Source organism: Aeromonas popoffii (genome assembly GCF_037818705.1).
GTDB classification, from domain to species: Bacteria; Pseudomonadota; Gammaproteobacteria; order Enterobacterales; family Aeromonadaceae; genus Aeromonas; species Aeromonas popoffii.
Map to the genome: position 1 here is coordinate 770,627 of NZ_CP149129.1, position 22,230 is coordinate 792,856.

At 51.5% G+C, this 22,230-nt stretch carries 24 protein-coding genes and 1 pseudogene; 22 read left to right on the top strand and 3 right to left on the bottom strand.

Annotation, left to right across the window (positions count from 1 at the left end; translation table 11 throughout):
* Positions 1-381 precede the first annotated feature (381 nt).
* Positions 382-1,518, top strand: a complete 1,137-nt coding sequence (locus tag WJM78_RS03680; protein ID WP_339009338.1) for an ISAs1-like element ISKpn31 family transposase — start codon at positions 382-384, stop codon at positions 1,516-1,518.
* 8 nt (positions 1,519-1,526) lie between these two features.
* On the opposite strand, the gene WJM78_RS03685 is transcribed toward WJM78_RS03680, so the two are convergent.
* A complete protein-coding gene (locus tag WJM78_RS03685) occupies positions 1,527-1,793 on the bottom strand; it encodes a hypothetical protein (RefSeq protein WP_339013709.1) in 267 nt (88 codons plus the stop codon).
* A gap of 441 nt (positions 1,794-2,234) precedes the next feature.
* Between WJM78_RS03685 and WJM78_RS03690 the strand changes: the two genes are divergently transcribed.
* Positions 2,235-3,569 (top strand): tyrosine-type recombinase/integrase, encoded by a 1,335-nt coding sequence (locus WJM78_RS03690; protein WP_339013712.1) that lies wholly within the window; start codon positions 2,235-2,237, stop codon positions 3,567-3,569.
* 11 nt (positions 3,570-3,580) lie between these two features.
* On the opposite strand, the gene WJM78_RS03695 is transcribed toward WJM78_RS03690, so the two are convergent.
* On the bottom strand, positions 3,581-4,624 hold the full coding sequence (locus tag WJM78_RS03695; RefSeq protein ID WP_339013715.1) for a hypothetical protein: 1,044 nt from the start codon (positions 4,622-4,624) through the stop codon (positions 3,581-3,583).
* 605 nt (positions 4,625-5,229) lie between these two features.
* Here WJM78_RS03695 and WJM78_RS03700 point away from each other — a divergent pair.
* The 11 genes from WJM78_RS03700 to WJM78_RS22765 all read left to right on the top strand — a co-directional run bounded on the left by WJM78_RS03700 (position 5,230) and on the right by WJM78_RS22765 (position 14,916).
* Positions 5,230-5,406 carry a helix-turn-helix transcriptional regulator gene (locus WJM78_RS03700; RefSeq protein WP_108536054.1) on the top strand — a complete coding sequence of 59 codons (177 nt, stop codon included), beginning with the start codon at positions 5,230-5,232 and terminating at the stop codon, positions 5,404-5,406.
* A gap of 375 nt (positions 5,407-5,781) precedes the next feature.
* A complete protein-coding gene (locus tag WJM78_RS03705; protein WP_181364662.1) occupies positions 5,782-6,450 on the top strand; it encodes a YagK/YfjJ domain-containing protein in 669 nt (222 codons plus the stop codon).
* A gap of 372 nt (positions 6,451-6,822) precedes the next feature.
* The gene (gene hcp1 / locus WJM78_RS03710; protein ID WP_339010171.1) at positions 6,823-7,341 is read left to right on the top strand and encodes a type VI secretion system effector Hcp1; all 519 of its coding nucleotides are present in this window, start codon (positions 6,823-6,825) and stop codon (positions 7,339-7,341) included.
* 196 nt (positions 7,342-7,537) lie between these two features.
* Positions 7,538-7,825 (top strand): type VI secretion system PAAR protein, encoded by a 288-nt coding sequence (locus tag WJM78_RS03715; RefSeq protein ID WP_042038057.1) that lies wholly within the window; start codon positions 7,538-7,540, stop codon positions 7,823-7,825.
* A gap of 11 nt (positions 7,826-7,836) precedes the next feature.
* Positions 7,837-9,879 (top strand): type VI secretion system tip protein VgrG, encoded by a 2,043-nt coding sequence (gene tssI, locus WJM78_RS03720; RefSeq protein ID WP_339013719.1) that lies wholly within the window; start codon positions 7,837-7,839, stop codon positions 9,877-9,879.
* Positions 9,876-10,670: a DUF4123 domain-containing protein gene (locus WJM78_RS03725; protein ID WP_339013722.1), complete on the top strand. Its 795-nt coding sequence runs from the start codon at positions 9,876-9,878 to the stop codon at positions 10,668-10,670. The genes tssI and WJM78_RS03725 overlap by 4 nt, the downstream gene beginning before the upstream one ends.
* On the top strand, positions 10,670-12,622 hold the full coding sequence (locus WJM78_RS03730) for a DUF2235 domain-containing protein (RefSeq protein ID WP_339013723.1): 1,953 nt from the start codon (positions 10,670-10,672) through the stop codon (positions 12,620-12,622). Before WJM78_RS03725 ends, WJM78_RS03730 begins: the two co-directional genes overlap by 1 nt.
* Entirely contained in the window at positions 12,622-13,323 is a 702-nt protein-coding gene (locus tag WJM78_RS03735) for a DUF2931 family protein (protein WP_339013725.1), read from the top strand. Before WJM78_RS03730 ends, WJM78_RS03735 begins: the two co-directional genes overlap by 1 nt.
* An 8-nt stretch (positions 13,324-13,331) precedes the next feature.
* Complete coding sequence (locus tag WJM78_RS03740) at positions 13,332-14,030, top strand: DUF2931 family protein (RefSeq protein ID WP_339013728.1); 699 nt, start codon at positions 13,332-13,334, stop codon at positions 14,028-14,030.
* Positions 14,031-14,055: 25 nt separating this feature from the next.
* Positions 14,056-14,232, top strand: a complete 177-nt coding sequence (locus WJM78_RS03745) for a hypothetical protein (RefSeq protein WP_270688376.1) — start codon at positions 14,056-14,058, stop codon at positions 14,230-14,232.
* A gap of 321 nt (positions 14,233-14,553) precedes the next feature.
* Entirely contained in the window at positions 14,554-14,916 is a 363-nt protein-coding gene (locus tag WJM78_RS22765) for a transposase (protein ID WP_422388431.1), read from the top strand.
* A 39-nt stretch (positions 14,917-14,955) separates the two neighbouring features.
* Here the strand turns inward: WJM78_RS22765 and WJM78_RS03750 are convergent.
* A pseudogene (locus WJM78_RS03750) lies at positions 14,956-15,195 on the bottom strand (transposase domain-containing protein); the annotation flags it as partial.
* Between the two features lie 377 nt (positions 15,196-15,572).
* Here WJM78_RS03750 and WJM78_RS03755 point away from each other — a divergent pair.
* From WJM78_RS03755 to WJM78_RS03795, 9 genes are all read left to right on the top strand, one after another.
* The gene (locus tag WJM78_RS03755) at positions 15,573-16,145 is read left to right on the top strand and encodes a TetR/AcrR family transcriptional regulator (protein ID WP_339013738.1); all 573 of its coding nucleotides are present in this window, start codon (positions 15,573-15,575) and stop codon (positions 16,143-16,145) included.
* Positions 16,146-16,166: 21 nt separating this feature from the next.
* On the top strand, positions 16,167-16,976 hold the full coding sequence (locus WJM78_RS03760; protein WP_339013741.1) for a winged helix-turn-helix domain-containing protein: 810 nt from the start codon (positions 16,167-16,169) through the stop codon (positions 16,974-16,976).
* A complete protein-coding gene (locus WJM78_RS03765; RefSeq protein WP_339013743.1) occupies positions 16,976-17,482 on the top strand; it encodes a FidL-like protein in 507 nt (168 codons plus the stop codon). The genes WJM78_RS03760 and WJM78_RS03765 overlap by 1 nt, the downstream gene beginning before the upstream one ends.
* Positions 17,483-18,245: 763 nt before the next feature.
* The gene (locus WJM78_RS03770; RefSeq protein WP_339013746.1) at positions 18,246-18,524 is read left to right on the top strand and encodes a BMC domain-containing protein; all 279 of its coding nucleotides are present in this window, start codon (positions 18,246-18,248) and stop codon (positions 18,522-18,524) included.
* A 16-nt stretch (positions 18,525-18,540) separates the two neighbouring features.
* Positions 18,541-18,825 carry a BMC domain-containing protein gene (locus WJM78_RS03775; RefSeq protein WP_339013749.1) on the top strand — a complete coding sequence of 95 codons (285 nt, stop codon included), beginning with the start codon at positions 18,541-18,543 and terminating at the stop codon, positions 18,823-18,825.
* 13 nt (positions 18,826-18,838) lie between these two features.
* Positions 18,839-19,117, top strand: coding sequence for a BMC domain-containing protein (locus WJM78_RS03780; RefSeq protein WP_339013751.1), 279 nt, complete (start codon positions 18,839-18,841; stop codon positions 19,115-19,117).
* Positions 19,118-19,170: 53 nt separating this feature from the next.
* Positions 19,171-20,757, top strand: a complete 1,587-nt coding sequence (locus WJM78_RS03785) for an acetaldehyde dehydrogenase (acetylating) (protein WP_339013754.1) — start codon at positions 19,171-19,173, stop codon at positions 20,755-20,757.
* Between the two features lie 26 nt (positions 20,758-20,783).
* On the top strand, positions 20,784-21,041 hold the full coding sequence (locus WJM78_RS03790; RefSeq protein ID WP_339013757.1) for a EutN/CcmL family microcompartment protein: 258 nt from the start codon (positions 20,784-20,786) through the stop codon (positions 21,039-21,041).
* 15 nt (positions 21,042-21,056) lie between these two features.
* Positions 21,057-22,211 carry a 1-propanol dehydrogenase PduQ gene (locus WJM78_RS03795; protein ID WP_339013759.1) on the top strand — a complete coding sequence of 385 codons (1,155 nt, stop codon included), beginning with the start codon at positions 21,057-21,059 and terminating at the stop codon, positions 22,209-22,211.
* Positions 22,212-22,230: the final 19 nt, after the last annotated feature.

A 22,230-nucleotide genomic window follows, 5' to 3' on the forward strand; every position in this document is an offset into this window, starting at 1 on the left:
GGTTGTTGGGTAGCTGTTGATGGGCCAGCTCGCAGGCCTGGTTGATGAGGGAAATGTCGGCAATCTGATAGAGCAGCGCTTTGGCGGCCTGCTGTGCCTGCGACTCTGCTTCGGTCCATAGAGATAGAGACGATCAAACGGGGTGTGTTGAGCCAGCCACAGGGCAATCTGATAGCTGTTTTTCCTTGGGTATATCAAGTCAATAGCAGCCCCTTGCCGAGGACAGACAAGTCGCCCCTGCTTGTTGAGTTCACTGGCTGCATGCTGATCAAGGGTGGGGGCTATGCCAGGGCAAGATCGCGAACGTTTTTTGACCAAGAAAAACAGGTTTGACCCTGCGATCCAGCTGTGATCTTATGCTCCTTTTTCAGGAGTGCCTTCATGTCTATTGATGCTGTTTTTGCTCAGTTTTTCGATGATATTCCCGACCCTCGCCAGCATGCCAAGATTTATTATCCTTTCTACGATGTCCTGTTTCTCACCGTCTGCGCAGTGATCGGTGGCGCAGACGGCTGGGAAGATATTGAAGATTTCGGTGAGGTTCATCTTCCTTGGTTTCAATCCAAGGGGCTGTTTAAAAATGGTATTCCTGTCCATGACACCATCGCCAGGATCATCTCCGGTATCAAACCAGAGCCGTTTCAGGCCGCGTTCGTACGTTGGACTCAAGCCATCAACCAGCACACCGAAGGCGCCTTGGTCGCTATCGATGGCAAAACCCTGCGCAGTTCCTATAACCGTGAAGATCGAACGTCGACCATTCACATGGTAAGCGCCTATGCCGCCGCTAATAAACTGGTGCTCGGACAGATAAAAACCGACGCCAAGTCCAATGAAATCACCGCCATTCCCGACTTGTTGGCGTTGCTCGACATCAAAGGCTGCCTGGTATCCATCGATGCGATGGGGTGCCAAACCGAGATCGTCGAGACCATCCTCCAGCAAAGTGGCGATTACTTGTTGGCCGTCAAAGGCAACCAGCCCAAGTTGTTCGAGGCGGTCCGGCAAGCCCTGGCCCCGCTGGCGGCTACCCCATTATGCGCAGCAACGATGACACTTGATAAGGCTCATGGGCGCATCGATGGTCGTGAGTACCATATCATGGCGGCGGGTGAGTTAGCTGCCCAGTTTCCTCATTGGGAACAGTTGTGCAGCATTGGCGTGGCCATCTCTTATCGCATTGAAAAAATGGAAAAAATCACTCTTGAACAGCGTTATTACATCAGTTCCAAAGCGCTGACGCGGGATGAGTTTTCACGAGCGGTACGTGGGCACTGGGCCATCGAAAATAGCCTGCACTGGGTGCTGGACGTCACGATGGGCGAGGACGATTGCCCAATTTATCGCGGTGATGCCGCAGAGATCCTTGCGTGCATCCGGCACATGGGGCTGAACATGCTCAGGGCTGAAACTTCACGCAAAGCGAGCATCAGACGGAAGCAAAAGATTGCAGGAATGAGCAGTGAATACCTGGAAAAGGTACTCAATGCTGGCCTCAACAAATTGGGTGAATTTTAACAATATGTTCACGCTCTCGCCCTGGGGGCTATGCCGGGGGAGGGGTTGGCCAGAATCGTTTTACGCAGCAGCGTCCCGCAGAACCCGTAGGTGAGTGACGGGGGTCCGAACATGTATACCAGCGGGTCGAGAATATGGGTAGCCAGTTCACGGTAGGCCAACCAGCTGTCATTTTGCTCGGGTAAGTTGGGGCATTGAATACGCTGCCACGTTTCACCACAGTGAAACAGCATCTCGAAGGTAAAGTGGCGGCTACATGAGCGGTAGATATCCATTGCTCATTTACTCTTTCCATGGCGAAAAGGTCAATGCAGGGCTTCCATTCGCTTAAGGAATGGTAAGCGCTGTTCTTGTATGGTCTGCCTAGTACTCAAGGCTGACGCAGAGATACCGTAACAAAAGATGACACATTCGAGAATTTGGGATGTGCAGAAACACCCAAGCCAAAAACGACCAAGGGGTTAGCGCCATGAAGATGCTAACCCCTTGTTTTATATGGTGCTCCCGACTGGAGTCGAACCAGTGGCCTGTCCCTTAGGAGCCAAGGTCGGTAGTGTTTCAGAAGGTTTTATAAAGTTGAAGAATAGATTGTAATACATTGTTTTTAATGTTTATTTTTCATTTTGTGGGTTTCAGCTAGTTTCATGAAGTCTCACCCTATATCATGTTTGCTGTGGTACCCCAAGTGGTACCCCAAACAGGGGGGAGAGAATGCTATGGCAAGAAAACCGGTAACTCAGGATCGAGAGATCCCCTCATTGATTTTGCAAGGGGAGGCTTCGATTACCCGCTATGCGGTGAAATCTCCCCATGGCGGTGGATTAGCCATTGAAGTTAGGGCTGGGAAGAGCAAGCGGTTTGTATATCGTTATCGGATTGCTGGTACTCAGGCGGCAGTTGTGCTGGGTAATTACCCTGCATTGTCGTTGGCGCGAGCCAGGCTTGAGCATGCAGAGCTGGCTGCCTTGGTAAAGAAAGGGATAGATCCACGCAAGCATGTTGCTAGTGAAAAGGCTAAAAATGAAACCGCCCTGACGATGGATGAGTTACTTGGGCGATGGCTCGAAGCGCAGCATGTTGCCCAGGCCGTCAAACCAAAGACTCTCCAGTGCCATCAGGAGCGTTGGAATCGTCACCTTAAGAAGAGCTTGGGTAATATTCGTCTAATCGATCTGACTCGTGCCCACTTGGCGCAAGCGTTAGAGATCACTCGACGTGCAACAAAAGATGAAACCCGTAAGGGGCTGGGAACGCTGAACCAGATGTTGGATTATGCGGTAGTTCACTGCCTGATCGAGGCCAACCCTGCGAGACTGTTGCGACCCAAGGATTTTGGTGCCAGTGCCGGTTCGCCAAGAGAGAGATGGCTGACAGTCCCCGAATTGCGCAGGCTATGGAAGGCGATTGATGAGGATCTTGGAAGTGGTGGTAGCTTGGAGGCTGGAGGGCGTGGCGTTTCTCGCCATGCCACTATTTCTCTGCCAGCAGCGAATGCGATCAAGCTATTGATACTGACCGGATGTCGTAGAGGCGAAGTCGCTAATATGCGTTTTTCACATATTAGAGATGATATCTGGACGATCCCTGATACTAAGAATGGGAAGCCTCATTCGGTATTCTTATCTCGACAGGCGAAAGCGTTGATTGATGAACAGGCACTATATGTAAACGGGGACTTCGTTTTTGAATCAGATAGACCTAAAAGTGACGTAATTGAACCAATTTTAGTTGACTCGATAACCAGAGCTTTAAGGCGATTTATTTCTCGCTCTTTATCTGACATGGAACCATTTACTGTACATGATTTACGGCGTAGTGCTGCAACAAATTGGGCTGAGAGATTAGATGCAGAAGAGAGAGTGATAGAATTATGTCTGAATCATCTCCCACTAAATAAATTGGTTAGAACCTATCATCGTTCGCGACATGATGATAAGAAAAAAATGCTATGGCAACGCTGGGGCGAGTTGGTTGAACTAGAAGTAGAAAATGAGCCGAAAAAAACTAATCTTCATGGGAATGTTATTGAGTTCGTAAGAAAAGTAAAATAAAAAAAGGCGGACTAGTGTCCGTCTTTTTTTATTTGTTCATATTCTTCTCGTATTAGTCTTGTGACTACCTCATTTTTTCTTCTATCTGTATTTTGACAAATGAAGTCTAATTTTTTAATGATATCTTCAGATAGCACAATACTTACTGCCTTTTTACCATTGTTTTTATCACGATATGCCTTTTGTGACCAAGCTGATTGCATGTTTTTCTTTAACAGTACCCTTTTGTATTTATATTCATGAAGTAAATCAAAGGTAGCAATTATCCCATTGCGTTTGTCATGTGTGTTACCATTGTTTATAAACCAGCTTGGTGTTTTTGTCTTATGTATATAAGACCATGCCCAGTTAGTTTTTTCTAGTTCTTGCAAAGTTATCCAAATTTCAATGTCGTCATTGTTTTTTATAAAACTCCATTTATTTTCAAGGGTCTTTATGCTTTCTGCTTTTTCATCCAATAAAACATTCCATGTATCAAAATATGAAATGACATTATCCTTTATTTCATCGTTGCTTTTAGGTATAGAGGAGTTAAACCTGTAGATATTGTCAAAAGTGTAAAAGTCATTATTTTCATAAAATTCATTTGAGTTGCTTTCCGCAATGATTGCATTTTCTGGTAGGTAAAGTTCATGTCCATTTATGGACTGCGGTTTATTATCCCCAAGGGATAAATTACTATGGATGATTTTATTATATGTTCGGGTTTTAGCGCTATTCACATATGCCCATAAAAAATTGCATAATCGATTATTATTAGTGTTAATCCATTCGAAGTGTGAACGATCTAGACACTCTGCATTTGCCATCACCTTAAAATACTCAGGGGATTCACGTGGGACAATGATGTTATTTGTTCCTAAATGGCTGTGGATATTTTTTAGGTTTACTCGGTTATGTACGTTTTGGCGATTATTAAATATCGCAGACAATAAATCATCCACATATAAGTCCAGCGGTTTGAATTTATTTATATCAACATGGTGAATGTTGCAAACTAGATTTAATTCCCGTTTGCTCAGGTTGAATAGCGGTCGATTGATACTCTTTGACATAGTGGGGAACTCGCTTGTTACTTAGTAATTGGTTGATTGTTTTGCGTTCTTTTGTGATGTGTTTTTAACTGATTTTAGATTGTTTATCAATTGATTTTAGTGTGATTTTTTGACATGAAGCATCATGATTTCTTCGTTTTCTTCGCACTAGCATGCAGTTCCTGAAGGTAGAGCCAGCATGTCGTTGAAATGACCTGCCATTGCTGTCTATTGATCCTGTGAGTGATGAGCCTATGAAAGAGTGTCAGCAGTGGAGTGGCTTTTTAGGATTACGGATTTAATGAGAGCTACAGCCGGACGAGATGAGAAGGGGCGGGTTCAACATTGAAGAGCCATGCCCACTTCAACATTCAGTGTGCAGCTATCTATAAGGGTAAACAGTATCCAGTTCATGATAATGCTTTAAACACGTGTATATAAGATCACCAATCGCATGTTCATTGCTTATCCATGTGTGTAAACACCAGTTTCATAGAGATGTGTATGCTACAGATTACGATGTTTAGCGTGCGCACAATAAAAATGTAATACTTATTTGTTTCGTTTTTATGATATATGTTTTTTACGTGAGGGACTCCTTGTATGGACGACAAAAGGAGCTCATCATGAAGTTACTTAAATTGAAGGATGTCATCGCAATGACATCACTCTCTAAGGCATCAGTTTATCGTCAGATGAATGACGGGAAATTTCCAGCGTCAGTCAAGATCGGCCCAAGATCTGTTGCTTGGGTTAGCTCTGAAATAGAGTTGTGGATTGAAGAGAAAATAAATCTTCGCTAGGGATAATTTCTGACGGGTAATTGGAATGAATTAGTTCGTTGCTGATGCTACAAGTCTTGTCCTATCAGGGGCTAGAGTTATTAGGTTGGTTTTACATTCAATACTTTGGTGTCGGCAATAGTAATATATAAATAAGGAGTAAAAATAAACACCGAATAAAACTGCATACACAGTATGCAGATCGACAGTACAAACATGTGGATGTCGTAACCATCAGCATACCAAAATCCATAACCCATCATATCGCTAAGTTGATAGCACTGTTTCAAACCTTCAATGAAAGTGTGCTAGTACACACTTGCAAACTGCTACCTTAATTTTAATGCAGGCATACATTCGCTGCATGTGGCCATGCTTTTATCTATGGAGTTTAATATGTTTGACACTCTTAATGAATATCGAGTGGCGGCTGAACGCCACTTCCAGAAAAATGGGTATACTTTCGATAAGGATAACCTCAGTAAAATTGTTGCTGTGATGAATGATGCTTTTACTCAATACTCTAGGGTCTTTGCTTTTAGAGTTGACCTTCGCTTCCCTGATAATGTTTTTACCAGGATCCTATCAGAAGGCAGTTCACGTTATCATGGCGCTGTGCTGAAAGCATTCTTTGCGGAACTTGAAAAACTGTTTGTGCTGGATCAGATGCGCCAAGCTACAAATGGGAAAAGAGTTCGCAAAACAGAAATTAGATATGTTTGGGCGAGGGAGCAAACAGCAGAGGCTGTCGTTCCTCACTATCACTTGATGTTTTTCTTAAATGGGGATGCCTATTACTCTCTGGGGAACTTTAAGTCTGAGAATATGAATCTGGCAAACAAGCTTAGAGTAGCTTGGCATCGAGTCGTCTTTGAAGCGGATGTATCAATTGATTTTTGTAGGAGGAGAGGGTTGGTTCAACTGTCAGAGGAGGGACAGCACGAAGTTTTCTCAGATGATCCTGTGGCTATAAAAAAAGTGCTGCTCCATGCAGCATACCTTGCCAAAAAGGAATCCAAGCGCCGTGGGCAGGGATATCAGTGTTTCGGGGGGAGTAACAATTGAGTGCGCAGTTTCCTTTCACCTCAAGCGTATCCTCGAGAGGCTGGGGGTAAGGGCCAGGCGATATTCTGGGTGCTCAAGCAGGGGCTGGTGCGGCTCAACATCGATGCTGCGTTAGTGGGGAATGTGGATGATGGTGGTCAATAGTTCTGTCTTGTGCAACAAGTTGCTCAGTATATGGAATTTAATGCTAAAAGTGTAACTTTTGCTGGCGTAATGGACTATCTGGCGCAATATCTTGCTGTTGGCTAGGGCTGCGTCGTGGTGGTTTTTCTTAAGGTGTTGATAATTAACGGATAAAAAAATTGGCATGGTCACTACTAAGGGTTTGGTCGAGTGCTAGCTCATTTAACCAACCTATTTAGGAGCATACACATGCCAACTCCATGTTATATCAGCATTGAAGGTAAAACCCAGGGCAACATCACTGCCGGTGCCTTTACCTCCGACTCCGTCGGCAACATCTTCGTACAAGGTCACGAAGATGAGATGCTGGTACAAGAGTTCCAGCACGTTGTCACCGTGCCGACTGACCCGCAATCCGGTCAGCCTGCTGGTCAGCGTGTCCACAAGCCGTTCAAGTTCACCGTTGCGCTGAACAAAGCTGTGCCGCTGATGTACAACTCCCTGGCTTCCGGCGAGATGCTGCCGAAAGTGACCCTGAAGTGGTACCGCACCTCTGTGGAAGGCAAGCAGGAGCACTTCTTCTCTACCGTGCTGACCGATGCCACCATCGTTGACATCGACTGCCAGATGCCGCATTGCCAAGACCCGGCGAAATCCGACTTCACCCAGCTTATTCAGGTCTCTCTTGCTTACCGCAAGATTGACTGGGAGCACACCGTTGCCGGTACCTCTGGTGCTGACGACTGGCGCGCTCCTGTCGAGGCATAAGCCTGACGTTCTGATTTCGTTATTTCCTGTATTAGGTTTCGTATCTTGTGGCCGGTGTGCACCGGCCTTTATCCCGTGTTTCTCCGGTCAGTCTTTGGCTGCCGGAGCCTTTTATGTTTTGCCATCCCCCTGCCCGGAGATTGATGTCGTGGTAGTGAGAGCGGAGTGATGGCAAAGCACACAAGAGGTTTGAATTATGTGTCCCTCCATTGCACTGCTTGGTGACCTTGGCACCGACCACGATGGCTTTCCACCGACCCCGGTGATAGCCGCCAGCCCTGATGTCTTTCTCGATGGCAAGCCGGTGGCCCGTCAGGGTGACCCGCTGGCGCCGCACGACAAGCCCAACAACCCGCCCCACCCGCGCAGCATTGCCGGTGGTGTGGGGTCTGTGCTGGTTAATGGCAAGCCTATCGCTATCACCGGCACAGCGGTGGATTGTGGTGGCGTGGTGATTGGTTCGGGCAGCGGGCAAGCAGGATAAGGAACAAGGTCATGGCACAGAGCACAGGATTACAATTCACCGTCAAGGTTGGCGCACTGGCTGACAACACCTTTGCGGTCGCGAGCTTCAAGCTGGATGAGGGCTTGAACAGCCCGTTTAGCCTCAAACTGGAGGTGGCCAGCCAGCAACCGGACATCGACTTTGGTGCTGTGCTGGACCAGCCCTGCGAGCTGATGGTGTGGTACCACGGCGAGCTGCAACGGCGGGTATGCGGGGTAGTGAGCGACTTTGCGCAAGGGGACAGCGGCTTTCGCCGTACCCGCTATCAGCTGCAAGTCAAACCTGCCCTGTGGCGATTGGGATTGCGCCAGAACTCCCGCATCTTCCAGGCACAGAAGCCGGACGAAATCCTCTCCATTTTGCTGCAAGAGCACGGCATCACCGATTACGCCTTTGCGCTGAAAAACGAGCATGCCCAGCGGGAATATTGCGTTCAGTACCGCGAAACCGACCTCGATTTCGTTAACCGCCTCGCTGCCGAAGAGGGCTTGTTCTATTTCCATGAATTCGAGCAAGGCAAGCACCGTATCGTGTTTGCCGACGATGCAGCTGCGCTGACCCAAGGCCCCGAGCTCTTCTTCAACCTCGGCAACCGCTCGCTGGAACAGGGCGCCTATGTTCGCCAGTTCCACTACCGCGAATCGGTGCGCCCCTCAGAGGTAGAGCTCAAGGACTACAGCTTTAAGACCCCGGCTTATGGCCTCTCCCAGAAGAAAATGGGGGCTGAGCTCGAGCACCAGCGCGACACTTACCAGCATTTTGACTATCCGGGCCGCTACAAGCAGGACGGCAGTGGCAAGGCGTTTGCCCAGCACCGGCTCGATGCGCTGCGCAATGACGCGGTCAGCGGCAGTGGCAAGTCCAACAGCGCAGCCCTCTTGCCGGGCCAGAGTTTCTCGCTGACCGAACACCCGAACGGCAGCCTCAACACCGACTGGCAAATTGTGCGTATCTGCCACACCGGCGAACAGCCACAGGCGCTGGAAGAGGAGGGCGGCAGTGGCCCGACCGTCTACCACAACGAATTTGGCGTGGTCAAAGCGAGCACCACTTGGCGAGCGCGGATTGGCAGCCCCGAGGCACCCCATAAGCCGATGGTGGATGGCCCGCAAATCGCCAGCGTGGTGGGGCCTGAAGGGGAGGAGATTTACTGCGACGAGCATGGCCGGGTAAAACTGCAATTCCCGTGGGACAGATATGGCAGCTCCAACGACCAGAGCTCCTGCTGGGTGCGGGTGAGTCAGGGCTGGGCGGGCGGTCAATACGGCATGATGGCTATTCCACGTATCGGCCACGAGGTCATAGTCGAGTTTTTAGAAGGCGACCCCGACCAGCCCATCGTCACCGGTCGCACCTATCACGCCACCAACCGACCCCCTTACGAGCTGCCCGCCAACAAGACCCGTACCGTGCTGCGCACCGAAACCCATCAGGGTGAAGGCTTCAACGAGCTGCGCTTTGAAGACCAAGCGGGTCAGGAAGAGATTTATATCCACAGTCAGAAAGACCTGAATGTGCTGATAGAGAACGACGCTGCTTGGCACATCAAGCATGACCAGCACACCGACATCGACAACGAGCGGGTCACCCGCATCAAGGCCAACGACCACCTGACGGTAGAAGGCGAGAAGCGCGACCACATCAAGGGCGATTACTCCCTGACGGTGGACGCATCGCTCCACCAGAAAATCGCGCAGGCACTGCTGGTTGAAGCGGGCCAAGAGGTCCACATCAAGGCCGGTAACAAGATTGTGCTGGAAGCAGGCTCAGAGCTGACGCTCAAGGTCGGTGGCAGCTTTGTGAAAGTTGACCCCAGTGGTGTCACCCTGGTCGGTCCCAGCATCAAGATGAACTCAGGGGGTAGCCCTGGCTCCGGCTCTGGTTGGGCGGGTCAGATGCCCGGCTTGCCAGGTGCGGTGAAAGTACCCCCCGCTCCCCCGGCTACTATCCCGGCGTTCTCGATTCAAAAGAGCATGGAGTCCATGGCTGCACTAGTGAAGCCCTGCCCCTTCGCCAAGGGAGGTAAGGCATGACCTTTCAAGAATGGCGTAACCAACAACCGGGCCAGCTTTTTGCCATCGTCGATGCGGCATTGGATACCACTGCCGTTGCGAGTTTCTGTGCCATGGGGGGCGAGCATGCCTCCCCCCTGTTTGCCGGTACTGCCTTTGCCGACCAAGCCGAGCAAGGCCCCTGGCTATTACCGTCTCCCACTCCTGAGTTTATTGCTGCTCACCCGCAACTTGGCGGCATTTATGTCATCAGCAGCGCCTCTTTGGATGTAGTACAGCAGCATTGGCAAAGCCTGATAGAGGTGGCGTTTGAAGGGGAAGTGATGTGGCTGCGCTACGCCGATAACCGGGTTTTCCCCAAGATGCTCGGCACCATGAGTCAGCAGGAGCTCGATGATGTGCTCGGCCCCTGCACCAGCCTGTGGGCTAACGACAGCGCTTGGCTACGCACGCCTGATGCCGAATTTACTCCCCGCCAAGCACCCTGGTTTCGCGTCCAGCCTCACCACCTGGCACCGCTGTATGACGAAAGCCGTCACGCCTACATCCTCTCTCGCCACTTCTGGCAGCGCATGGAGGATATGATGGCGCGTCATCCCAATCCGGAAGCCGCAATTGCCACAGTCCTCAAGCAGGCCAATCAAGGTGGGTTAGAAGGTGACGTCCTTGATGGCGTTGTGGCTGGCGCTCTCACGTTGCAGGCTAATATGGCGCTCGATGCCATCAGAGCGCCATTGATGCTGACTAACGACGAACTGGCTCAGGTGAATAACTGGCTGAACAAACACCCTGAATTGATAGGAGCCGTGTAATGGCTATCAGCGCCCACTGCATCCCCTGTGAGCAAAGTAACTGCTGGATTGAGATAGACGTTCGGGATGAACAGAACCGCTCGTTTAAAGGGCAAAAAGCCACCTTGACCGACGCTGCAGGCAAAACCCAAACCGTGACCCTGAAAGACGGTCCGACCCTGGTACAAGGCTTTGCGGTGGGGCCGGTCACCGTCAAGCTGGAAACCCAGTCCTGGCTCAAAGCCGCCCAGTCCCGTGAAGCCCTCAAGAAGGGTGAGACCAGCAAGGTCCCCCCCTATACCGACAAGCTCTTCGGACACTGCGATGTGAAACGCGAGCACATCAAGGTGACCACTGGCGACCTTTGCCTCACCGACCCCGAGCAGCCGCTACCGGAAGGGCATCAAGCAGGAAAAGCCCAGCCACCGCGCTTTATCACCAAGCACTCCTATGTGATTGAGGTGAAGGGCTATCAGCTGAATATCCTGCGCATCGGGGTGTTCTTTGATGGCACCGCCAACAACACCTTCAAGCACAAGGGGGGGAAAAGCGCGCTGGAGGAGGCCTTGGCGCAATGCAGCCCGGAAGAACAGCAGATATTGCTGGAGCAGTGTTTTGAAGGGGCGTTGCCTGATGGCCTGAACAACAGTGAGAAGAACGACATCACCAATATTGGCAAGGCCAGTGACCTATATCTACGTAATGACAAAGCTCCTGAGTTAAGTGCCGCTGTGTACATCGAAGGCATCGGCACGACCAAAGGTGAGGATGACGCCACTGCAGGCTTGGGGGCAGATAAGGGCCAGACCTCCAGCGCGTCCCGTGTCGAACAGGCTTGTCGTACCCAGATTGTTGCAGAAATAAAAGAACAACTTGAGAGCATACTGCCCACCATTGAGTGCATCCATAAGGTCGAGTTCGATGTCTTTGGCTTTAGCCGGGGCGCCTCTGCCGCTCGCCAGTTTGTAAACCGTATCGACCAAAAGGGGGACCACCCACTGGTGGAAGCCATGGCTGCTGACCCTGATATTCCCTTGAAAGCGGGCTTTGACTGGGCCAGTCGTGATGATGTGCGGATCCAGTTTGTCGGGCTGTTTGATACCGTGGTCAGCTCCTATCTGTGGGGTAAACGTAATGTGACGTTGGCTCCTGACTGCGCCGAGCGGGTGGTGCATATCGTTGCTGCCGATGAGTGGCGCTATCACTTTGACTTGACCCGTATCACCGACGATGCCGCAGGTACCGCGATTGCGGATAATTTTACCGAAGTGATTATTCCCGGCGCCCACTCCGATATCGGTGGGGGCTATTACAGCCGCTGGAGTTTGCGTGATCCCAACTATGCGTCACCGCTGATCACTGAAAATAGTGTGATTGGGACCTTCAGTTCCGATGAGTTGCCGCACATCCATCCAACGGATGCCCAGGCATATCGGGATGCCAGTGCCTATGCCAAAATGCAGGCTGGACAAGGCTGGGGCAAAGGCGTTGTGTCCTTGGCTAGCCATCTTGATACAACTCAGCTTGGTTATTTGAATGTACGCCCCAGGTCGCTGGGCCCGATCACGGGCAGTCAATCTGGGGGGCTTAGAAACATCAGCGTAGATGTGGTGCTGCACCGGGTGGTGGAGGGGGAGTATTCACGGATCCCGTTGCACATGATGGTGGAAGCTGCGCGGGATGCCGGAGTCCCCTTTATTAAGTGGGACCCCAGTCGCCGAGACTTGATGCTCAGCAGTGCCCTTTCATATCCCACCTTAAATCTGGCCAAACTCGATGAGCTATGGGTTGATGTGGCCAAACGGCGCGGAGAGGTGATCAACTTGGCTCGTCGCTTACCTGACGAGGTGTACCAAAAGTTGCGGCTGAGTTATTTGCACTACAGCGCTGACACAGGGCTGGTCAACGCCCCCAACAGGGTTGGTGACAAAGAGATCCGCAAGCTGACGGGTAATGAAAAGGGAGGTTCTTAATGCGCTGGATATTCTTATTGCTGCTGTTACCGTTCGTCACGGCCTGTCAGGCAGCCCCCACAGGCCCCAAACAACTGGACTGGCGCCATATGGTGGGCACCAATGCTGATCAGATATGGGTGACCGAGGTACTTTTTTATCGTCAGGGCAAGTTGGTGGATGCCTCAACCAATGGAGCGCTAAGCTCAGTTAGCGCCAACTCGTTAAAAGAGAAGGATTACCGCTGGGGCATAGGCAAGGGCCGTCGTGATATTCACCCCGCTCCCGATAAGGTGGAAGTGGAGTGGGTTTCATATCATGACAAGAAGCGCTATCGCATTAGCCTGGCCTTGCCAGCAGAACTGGAACGCATGATTGCGCAACCTTATCGCATCAAGGTGAGGGATGAGTGGCGTGAGGTTCGTCGCGATAACATTGGCTTAGGTATGGCCACTGGTGGGTATGTGGAAGCGTTTTTAACCAATGCCAAAGTGAAGCCTGATATCCTGCTAGCCAGGGGGATTGCCAAAGAGGTTACGGATGATCCTTATGATCAACGTATTCCGCTATCCAGCCAGTATAAAAATTCTTGGGCTGATTTTGACGCGAAGTACAGCAACGCCTATCAACAGTACCCAGTTCCCAGTGGTATGGCTTGGGCTCCGATCATGGACGCTTACCGAGCGGCGCAGCCCAAGACAGATACAGACCCAGTGCAATGATGGCTTCCATGCGCTGGATTCTCTTACTGCTGCTGTTGCCGTTCGTCACGGCCTGTCAGGCTTCCCCCACCGGCCCCAAGCAGTTGGACTGGCGCCATATGGTCGGTTCTAACTCAGATGAACTATGGGTGACCGAGGTACTCTTTTATCGCCAGGGCAAATTGGTTGATGCCTCGACGAATGGTTCCGCCGGATTTTTTGGGGCTGAAGGGTTAAAAGAAAAAGACTATCGCTGGAGTATTTCAAAAGGGAGCCACACCACACGACCAATTCCAGATCGGGTGGAACTAGAGTGGATTTCATTCCACGACAAAAAACGCTATCGCATTAGCCTGGCATTGCCAGCAGAGCTGGAAAGCATGATTGCACAACCTTATCGCATCAAGGTGAGAGATGAGTGGCGCGAAGAGCGTCGAGATAACATTGGCTTAGGCATGGCCACTGGTGGATATGTGGAAGCATTTTTAACCAGTGTCAGAGTGACACCTGATATCTTGCTGGCTAGGGGGATTGCTAAGGAAATTCAAACCTCGCAAGACAAGGAAAATCCTGTCACCAAAGTATACAAAGAATGGTTCGACGATTTTGATAAAGCATACGGTGATGCCTACAAGCAATATCCCACCCCCAGTGGCATGGCCTGGGCCCCGGTCATGGATGCCTACCGCGCGGCACAGCCTAAGACGGATACCGATCCGGTCAATTGATTTGGATAGCGCTTAAGAGGTATCAATGAAGCAGTACCAAAACTGGCTGGCCCAGTATCTGATCTGTCGTCGTGATAACGACCATGCCATGGCCGCAGAATTGGCAGAGAGTATCTGTGATTTCTGGCAGGCCAGAGGCGATAAGGCTGAGCATACCAAGTGGCAGAAGGTCTATCAGGATCACCGACAGAAAACCACCTGATAGGCAAGGCTAATGGCCAGGGAAGGCGCCGCATCAGTTTTTTGCCCATCAGGTGGCTGCGTAGCATAACGGATCAGCCTGCAAGACAGCAGTGCCTCATCCGTCACTTTTCACTCTGCGAAGATTTTCCCCATGACACACCGAGCCTTATGGCTGGCGCTGACCGCCAGCATGCTTGCAGCCTGTTCTTCCAATGGATCACGCACTGACGCCGAGCTATCCCAAGCGGCTAATCAGGGGTAAGCGTCAGGCCAGTACCGTCTGGTGAATCGTGGCAGTTGTGGACAAAGTAGTTCCCACTAAAAAGTATTGGGAACCAACATGGTGTACACCAATAGCCGTACCAATAGCAGCCGTAAAGGCAGAGCAAATTACTCGCGAGAATTCAAACAGCGACTTGTCGATGCCGCCAATCAGCCCGGTGTCTCTGTCTCAAAACTTGCACAGGAGCACGGCGTCAATGCCAATCTCTTGTTCAAATGGCGACGTGATGCCAAAGCCGAAGCCCCTGCGTTATATCCCATCGAACTGGTGTTCCCCCCCCTCATCCATGGAGCTCCTTGTGCCTCCGGCCTCGGCACCCGAAGTGCCAACGCGAGCCACACCTTCTGTAGAAACGCCATCAGGAAAAATCGAGATACGACTGGGGCGTGCAATGGTCGTCATCGATGGCACTGTCGATAGTAAGCGTCCAGCGAAGGCCGTATTGACAGGTGCGACAGGTTATTCAGCGGGTAGAGCAACACGCCATGGCAACAGTTCGCTGACCCGGTTCACCGGCCAGTCAGCGATCACATTCAACACATGCTGCAGATAATGCTCCGGATCCACCCCGTTTAACCGGCAAGTACCGAGCAGGATGTACAACAAGGCGCCCCGATCACCTCCATGGTCAGAGCCAAAAAACAGGAAGTTCTTTCGACCCAAGCTCACCAGCCGTAGCGCATTCTCCGCGATGTTGTTGGCACTGCGGCCTGCTAAAACTAATCGAGGCATTCACTTGCCAGCTTGCCTTGATGCTGCTCTTGGCACGCAAGTCCCAGCTGATAGCTGGCGTTACGATTGCCGAGGGCTGACTCTTGTGCTGACAAAGCTACGAGATCGCTATCTGCCCGCCTTTTTTGACCCAAACCTTAAAGCTGGCATCAAGGGAAAATTCTTTGTCACCCACCTAGTCCTCAAATAAATCCACATGACTCATATTCATGGGAATGATGTCAATATGATCTATGTGGTTAATTGTGAACCGCTACACAATAACGGTATCCAGTCTCGATACACCCCCCTCAAATTGATAACGATCAAGAATAATCATACCGTCTGGTCGGTATGATTCAGCCATGAACATGGAAACACAACATCGAAAAAAAGACCCTGTACGTCTCTATCGACAACTGCTGGAGGCAGCAGCCACTATTGCTGGCCGGGACGGTATCGCCGCCTTGTCATTAAACGCCGTCGCATATGAAGCGGGGGTAAGCAAAGGCGGCTTGCTACACCATTTTTCCAACAAGCAGGCGCTGATTTTTGCCCTCTTTGCTCGTCTGCTGGCCATAATGGAAGACGCCATTTCAGCACTGATGATGGCGGATACGACCTCTTATGGCCGCTTCACTCGCGCTTACTTGCACTATCTTTCAGCCCCCGAATTGACGGACACCCAGGAGAGTCGCCAGCTGATGGTGCTATCGCTGGCCATGCCGGATGAGCCAATGTTGCGAAAGTGCTGGCGTGACTGGATGCTGGCGCATCTGGAAAAAGGCGATGAACTGGATAATAGCCATACCGGTACGCTGGTGCGTTATGCAGCGGACGGTATCTGGCTATCGGAGTTAACCGAAGGGCGCACCATGAGCGCCGAGCACCGTCAGGCGCTGGTGGAGACCCTTTATAACATGACGCTTCCCACGTGAAGCGCGTGGACTGAGGCCAAGATGCGCTACAACATCAATGCCCGCTTCATTTATGACGCTACGGATGGTTCTCTGACTCAGTTGGAAAGTGCTGATCCGGATAGTCAGCTGTCCATCACAGCCAACGCTCTGTTCTATTTTTTCTTGCGAAATACCGGGATAGTCAGCCGTGAAGAGGTACTTAAAAAAGTCTGGGATGACAATGGATTAACCTCATCGAACAGCAATCTTAACCAATACCTGAGTATATTACGCAAGGCATTTCGCCACTACGATATCGACAATATTATCGTCACCGTGTCACGTGGTTATTTGCAGCTAAATCCCGACGTTATCATCGAGCCAATTGATGATATCTATCATCAGCCCACTAGCACACCGGTACACCAACTTGTTACTGCAACACCCGAGCTGACTATCGACCAAGAAGAGTGGAGTGTCCCCCTCACTCCCCATGCTCGAGGGATATGCTGGTATGTCGCAGGTAGCTGCCTGCTTGTTTTTTCACTTATATTGGTGGCTTTAGGCCTATTTAACGCCCGAGATCCGAGTCCAATCGCTCTGACACGAATTTCCCATAACCAGTGTGAGTTGCTAGCCAGTGATGAGATGTTGCGCTCGGTCAGTGTCGATATGTACCGAAAGAATTTCGATGACGTGCGGCAGCGGTTGGGAATTACCTGCAAACCCGGCGAACGCTTTTTGTTTTTCTACGGTGACAGGCTGGAAACCAATGGCTTGGGACGCGTGTTTCTCGCCCACTGCGCCATGCATGAAGACAACCCGTTTAGCTATTGTGATAACTACTTCTACTACTCTTGGAAGCCGTGATGAGACTAGCTCCGCGTTCCTTATTTCTCTTTTCCTGCATGGTGCTTATCGCAGCAGCGGTCTATGCCGTGTATCAGCTACCCAAAGAAAATGACGGTGTCATGAGGTGCACGACCAAAGGCATCATGCGTTTTGAAAACATGGAAAAAGAGAACGTGAATAGCAACATCCACTTTAACTTCGGCAGCCAGGGAAAAGGCTCTATGGTGGTTGAAGGCTATACTGATTCGGACGCAGGCTGGCTCTATCTCCAGCGCTACGCCAAGTTTACCTACAGCAGCAATCGCATCTCCGCCACCGAACGCCACTACCGCATCAACAAATGGGAATCCAGCGCATCGTCCATTGATCAGTCACCGGATGTGATTTTTGACTATTTTATGCGCGAGATGTCCGATAGCCATGACGGACTATTTCTGAGCGCGCAGCGGCTCAATAACAAGGCAATGCTGCTGAGCTCTATTAACTCGCCACTTTGGATCTGTAAGCTCAAATCCGGCAGCTAGCTGGACTAGCTCCGCCAATACGGTTGATGCGGTGGTACAGCTACCCATGACGCCAGCGCGTGTATTCATCCTCAACCTCTTGAATAGAAGGGCCACAATTAGTGGCCCACTCAAGTTGTCTGCCTGCTTGCCCGTACCTCCGAGGTAATAGCAACCTTGTTGTGATGGCTCGTCCTCCAAAACTATTGTGCCAAGCACAATATCATTACCGACAAGGCTGATCTTGTGCATCACAGATCAGATTGGCAGGCCGCCTCTCCCCACTCCTCCAGGCCATCGCATACATTCCTGAGTCGTGATGAACGATCTTCGACCCGAGACAAGAGAAACAACTCCCCCTGTCACAGTTAAACTGCCACAGTCACGTACTTCATCCCCTCTTCCTCCAGCACAGTAATCAATTTTTACATTTAGCTTCGACGACAAAACATGAGCTCCTCCACAGTTAGCACCAGGCCAAATTACCTCCCAACCCACATTAATAAACAAGCCTTTAACATCAGGTGCCGACTTATTTCCGAACCTGAATTCGGCCATATATAAGGCGAAAGTACACCATCAGAAAAAGCATAAAAACATAAATAAGGCTTATAAAGATAATAAATTTAGAGCAAAAAGCTAATTATTTCTTCTTTATGGATTTAAATTCCACTTAAGCCATCAATGCCTATAGTGGCTGTTGAACGCTGCCGCCGTGGTTTAACGCTGTGACACGGACGGTTTTCCTGAATCACACAACATAACTTGTTTTGAGGAGAGCACCATGGGTGATGCATTAGGGCTTATCGAAACCAAAGGTCTGGTGGCCTGCATTGGAGCGGCGGATGCGATGTGTAAATCCGCCAACGTTGAACTGATTGGTTATGAAAATATCGGCTCAGGACTTGTCACCGCGATGGTGAAAGGGGACGTCGGCGCGGTAAAGGCTGCTGTCGACTCCGGCGTCGAATCTGCACAGCGTATCGGGGAAGTAGTGACCTCGTTGGTTATCGCGCGTCCGCACAATGACATAAATAAAATCATCATTAAACACAAGGCTTAAGACTAGGAGAAAGCAAATGGGTGATGCATTGGGGCTTATCGAAACCAAAGGTCTGGTGGCCTGTATTGAAGCGGCGGATGCGATGTGTAAAGCCGCCAACGTTGAACTAATTGGATATGAAAACGTCGGTTCTGGGCTTGTCACCGCGATGGTGAAAGGGGACGTCGGCGCGGTAAAGGCTGCTGTCGACTCCGGCGTCGAATCTGCACAGCGTATCGGGGAAGTAGTGACCTCGTTGGTTATCGCGCGTCCGCACAATGACATCAACAAGATCGTCGCACATTACAAAATCATAGAATAACCGGAGCAAACTGATGAAAGAAGCACTTGGTCTTATCGAAACCAAAGGTCTGGTGGCCTGTATTGAAGCAGCGGATGCGATGTGTAAAGCCGCCAACGTTGAACTGATTGGATATGAAAACGTCGGTTCTGGGCTTGTCACCGCGATGGTGAAAGGGGACGTCGGAGCGGTAAAGGCTGCTGTCGATTCTGGGGTGGAAGCTGCAAAGCGTATTGGCGAAGTGGTCACTTTTCGCGTCATTGCTCGGCCGCACAATGATATCGAAAAAATCGCGGAACAGCACAAAGCATGACCTGACAGGGCACGTCCCGTCCGCACTTTATACGTCTGATGAAGGATAGTTCCATGATTGAAATCGATACCGATTTGCTCTCCCGCCAGAACGCGAGAGAACTGGTGCGTAATGCCAAAAAGGCGCAGGTGATTATGGCCACCTTTTCACAGCAGAGAATCGACGCCATCGTGAAGAACGTGGCCGAGGAAGCTGCGCGTCACGCCGAAGTACTGGCAAAGATGGCCGCAGAAGAGACCGGTTTTGGCAACTGGCAAGATAAGGTTCTGAAGAACCGTTTTGCTTCGCTGCGAGTTTACGATGCCATCAAAGATACGAAGACCGTCGGTATCATTCATGACGATCAGGAAAAAAAAGTGATGGACGTGGGTGTGCCACTAGGAGTGATCTGCGCGCTGGTGCCGTCGACTAACCCAACCTCTACGGTGATCTACAAAACACTGATCGCGTTAAAAGCTGGCAACGCCATCATCTTCTCACCGCATCCAGGTGCTCGCCAGTGTAGCTGGAAGGCGATTGAAATCGTTAAACGCGCAGCTGAAGCCGCTGGTGCCCCGGTGGGGATCGTCGATGGGATCACCGAGCTAACCCTGGAAGCTACGTCCGAGTTAATGCACAGCAAGGATGTATCACTGATCCTGGCAACCGGCGGTGAAGGTATGGTGCGTGCGGCGTACGCCTCCGGCACTCCGACCATCAGCGGTGGCCCGGGTAACGGTCCTGCCTTCATCGAGCGCAGCGCCGACATTCATCAGGCGGTGAAAGACATCATCACCAGCAAAACCTTCGATAATGGTGTGATCTGTGCATCCGAGCAGTCGATCATCGTTGAACGTTGCATTTATAACGACGTTCATCGTGAACTGGACGCTCAGGGCGCGTACTTCATGAACGAAAGTGAGGCAGCCAAAATGGCCGCCCTGCTGCTGCGCCCGAACGGCACCATCAACCCTAAAGTAGTTGGCAAAACGGCGATTTATCTCAGCCAGCTGGCTGGCTTTACCGTTCCCTCCAGCACCCGAGTTCTGGTTGCTGAACAAACTACCGTCTCTCATAAAAATCCGTATTCCCGCGAAAAATTATGCCCGGTACTCGGCCTGTATGTGGAAGAGGACTGGAGAGCGGCCTGTAATCGCGTGGTCGAGCTGCTGACTAACGAAGGATTGGGTCACACGCTGGTGATCCATACCCGCAACCAGGATGTGGTCCGTCAGTTCAGCCTGGAAAAACCGGTGAACCGCATTCTAATCAACACCCCTGCCGCACTCGGTGGCATCGGTGCCACCACCAACCTCACGCCGGCACTGACGCTCGGGTGCGGCGCCGTCGGTGGCGGATCCAGCTCTGACAACGTCGGACCGCTGAACCTGCTCAACATCCGCAAGGTGGGTTACGGCGTGCGCTCCATCGAGGAACTGCGAGCCCCCGATCAGCCGATTGTACCGCAGTCAATCATTGCCCCCCAGGCCGTGGATCCGCGCAGCAGCATCCTCGACGACGTACGCTTCACCTCCCCGGTACAGGTCTGCAACTCAGCCGATGACCGCTTTGCCGGCGCAGCTGCCGGTGTTGAATGCGAGATCAGCGAGCAGAACGTGGAGCGTGTCATCCGTCAGGTGCTTGAGCGCCTTGGCAAGTAACGCATTGAGATAAGGCGATAAAAACGATGATTCTCGCAAAGGTAACCGGACATGTCGTTGCCACGCAGAAATGCGATGAGCTGCGCGGCAGCAACCTGCTACTGATAACCCAGTTGGACGATGAGCAACAACCGATGAAGGACCGCTCTTGGGTCGCCGTTGATAGCGTCGGCGCAGGCATGCACGACATCGTACTGGCCGAGGAGTATCTCGCGCTCAACAAAGACCACTACAAGGCCATGTCGGTAGTCGCCATCGTCGAGAACGTGTTTCGGGACGCTTGAGGAGTGAATAGCCCAATGAGTGAATTTTCGCTGAAACCTCGGATCCGCTTTGGTCAGGACGCGCTGTCCGTCCTGACCGAACTGCCCGCCCGCAACGTGCTGCTGGTCACCGATCAGATGATGGTGAAGTTTGGCCTAGCCGACCGGGTGACGCAGATCCTACGCCAGCGCGGCATTGCCTTCCAGCTCTGGGACGATGTGGTGGCCGATCCGGATATCACCACAGTAGTACGCGGTATGAAGCTCATGGACAGCTGCTATCCGGATCTGGTGATCGCACTGGGCGGCGGTTCGGTGATTGATGCGGCCAAAGCGGTTATTTTCGCCCTGGCGCAAACCCGTCTGGACCTCAGTCGCGAGCGTCCCTGCTTCGTAGCCATCCCGACCACCAGCGGTACCGGGTCTGAAGTCACCAGCTTCTCCGTGGTAAAAGCCCACGCCGAGAAGCTGGTGTTGGTAGACCCGTCGCTGCTGCCGGATATCGCCATTCTCGATCCGTCGCTGGTGGCATCGGTGCCGCCTGCCATCACCGCAGACACCGGTATGGATGTGTTGTGCCATGCGCTTGAGGCCTATGTCTCTCGTGCGGCCAGCGACTTTTCCGATGCGCTGGCAGAGAAGGTTGTGCAGCAGGTGTTTCGCTACCTGCCCACCTGCTGGCGAAACGGGCACGATTTACTCGCCCGGGAAAAGATGCACAACGCCTCATGCATGGCGGGCATGGCATTTACCAATGCATCACTCGGTATCACCCACAGTCTGGCCCATGCTTTGGGCGGTGTGTTTCGTGTACCACACGGTCGGGCCAACGCACTCCTGATGGCGCAGGTCGTGGCATGGAACGCTGATTATCAGGGGCAATGCGATACCCAGGCCGCCCATAAATATGCTCATCTGGCTCACCTGCTGGATCTGCCCGCCCAAACTCCGCGCGAAGGCGTTACCAGCTTGCTGGTAGCCATTCAAGCATTGAAAGATGAAATGAACATGCCGACCGGGATTGGTGATACCGATGTCGTCTCTGTCGACTTTGACCTGCGTCTGGCAGAGATGGTCAACCAGGCGCTGCGCGACAACTGTACCGCGACCAACCCGCGTACACCGAATGCACCGGCATTAACCGAACTATACCGCCACGCATGGAGCGGCAACGCTGCTCTGGATTGCTAAGAACAAGAACTGGAGAAGT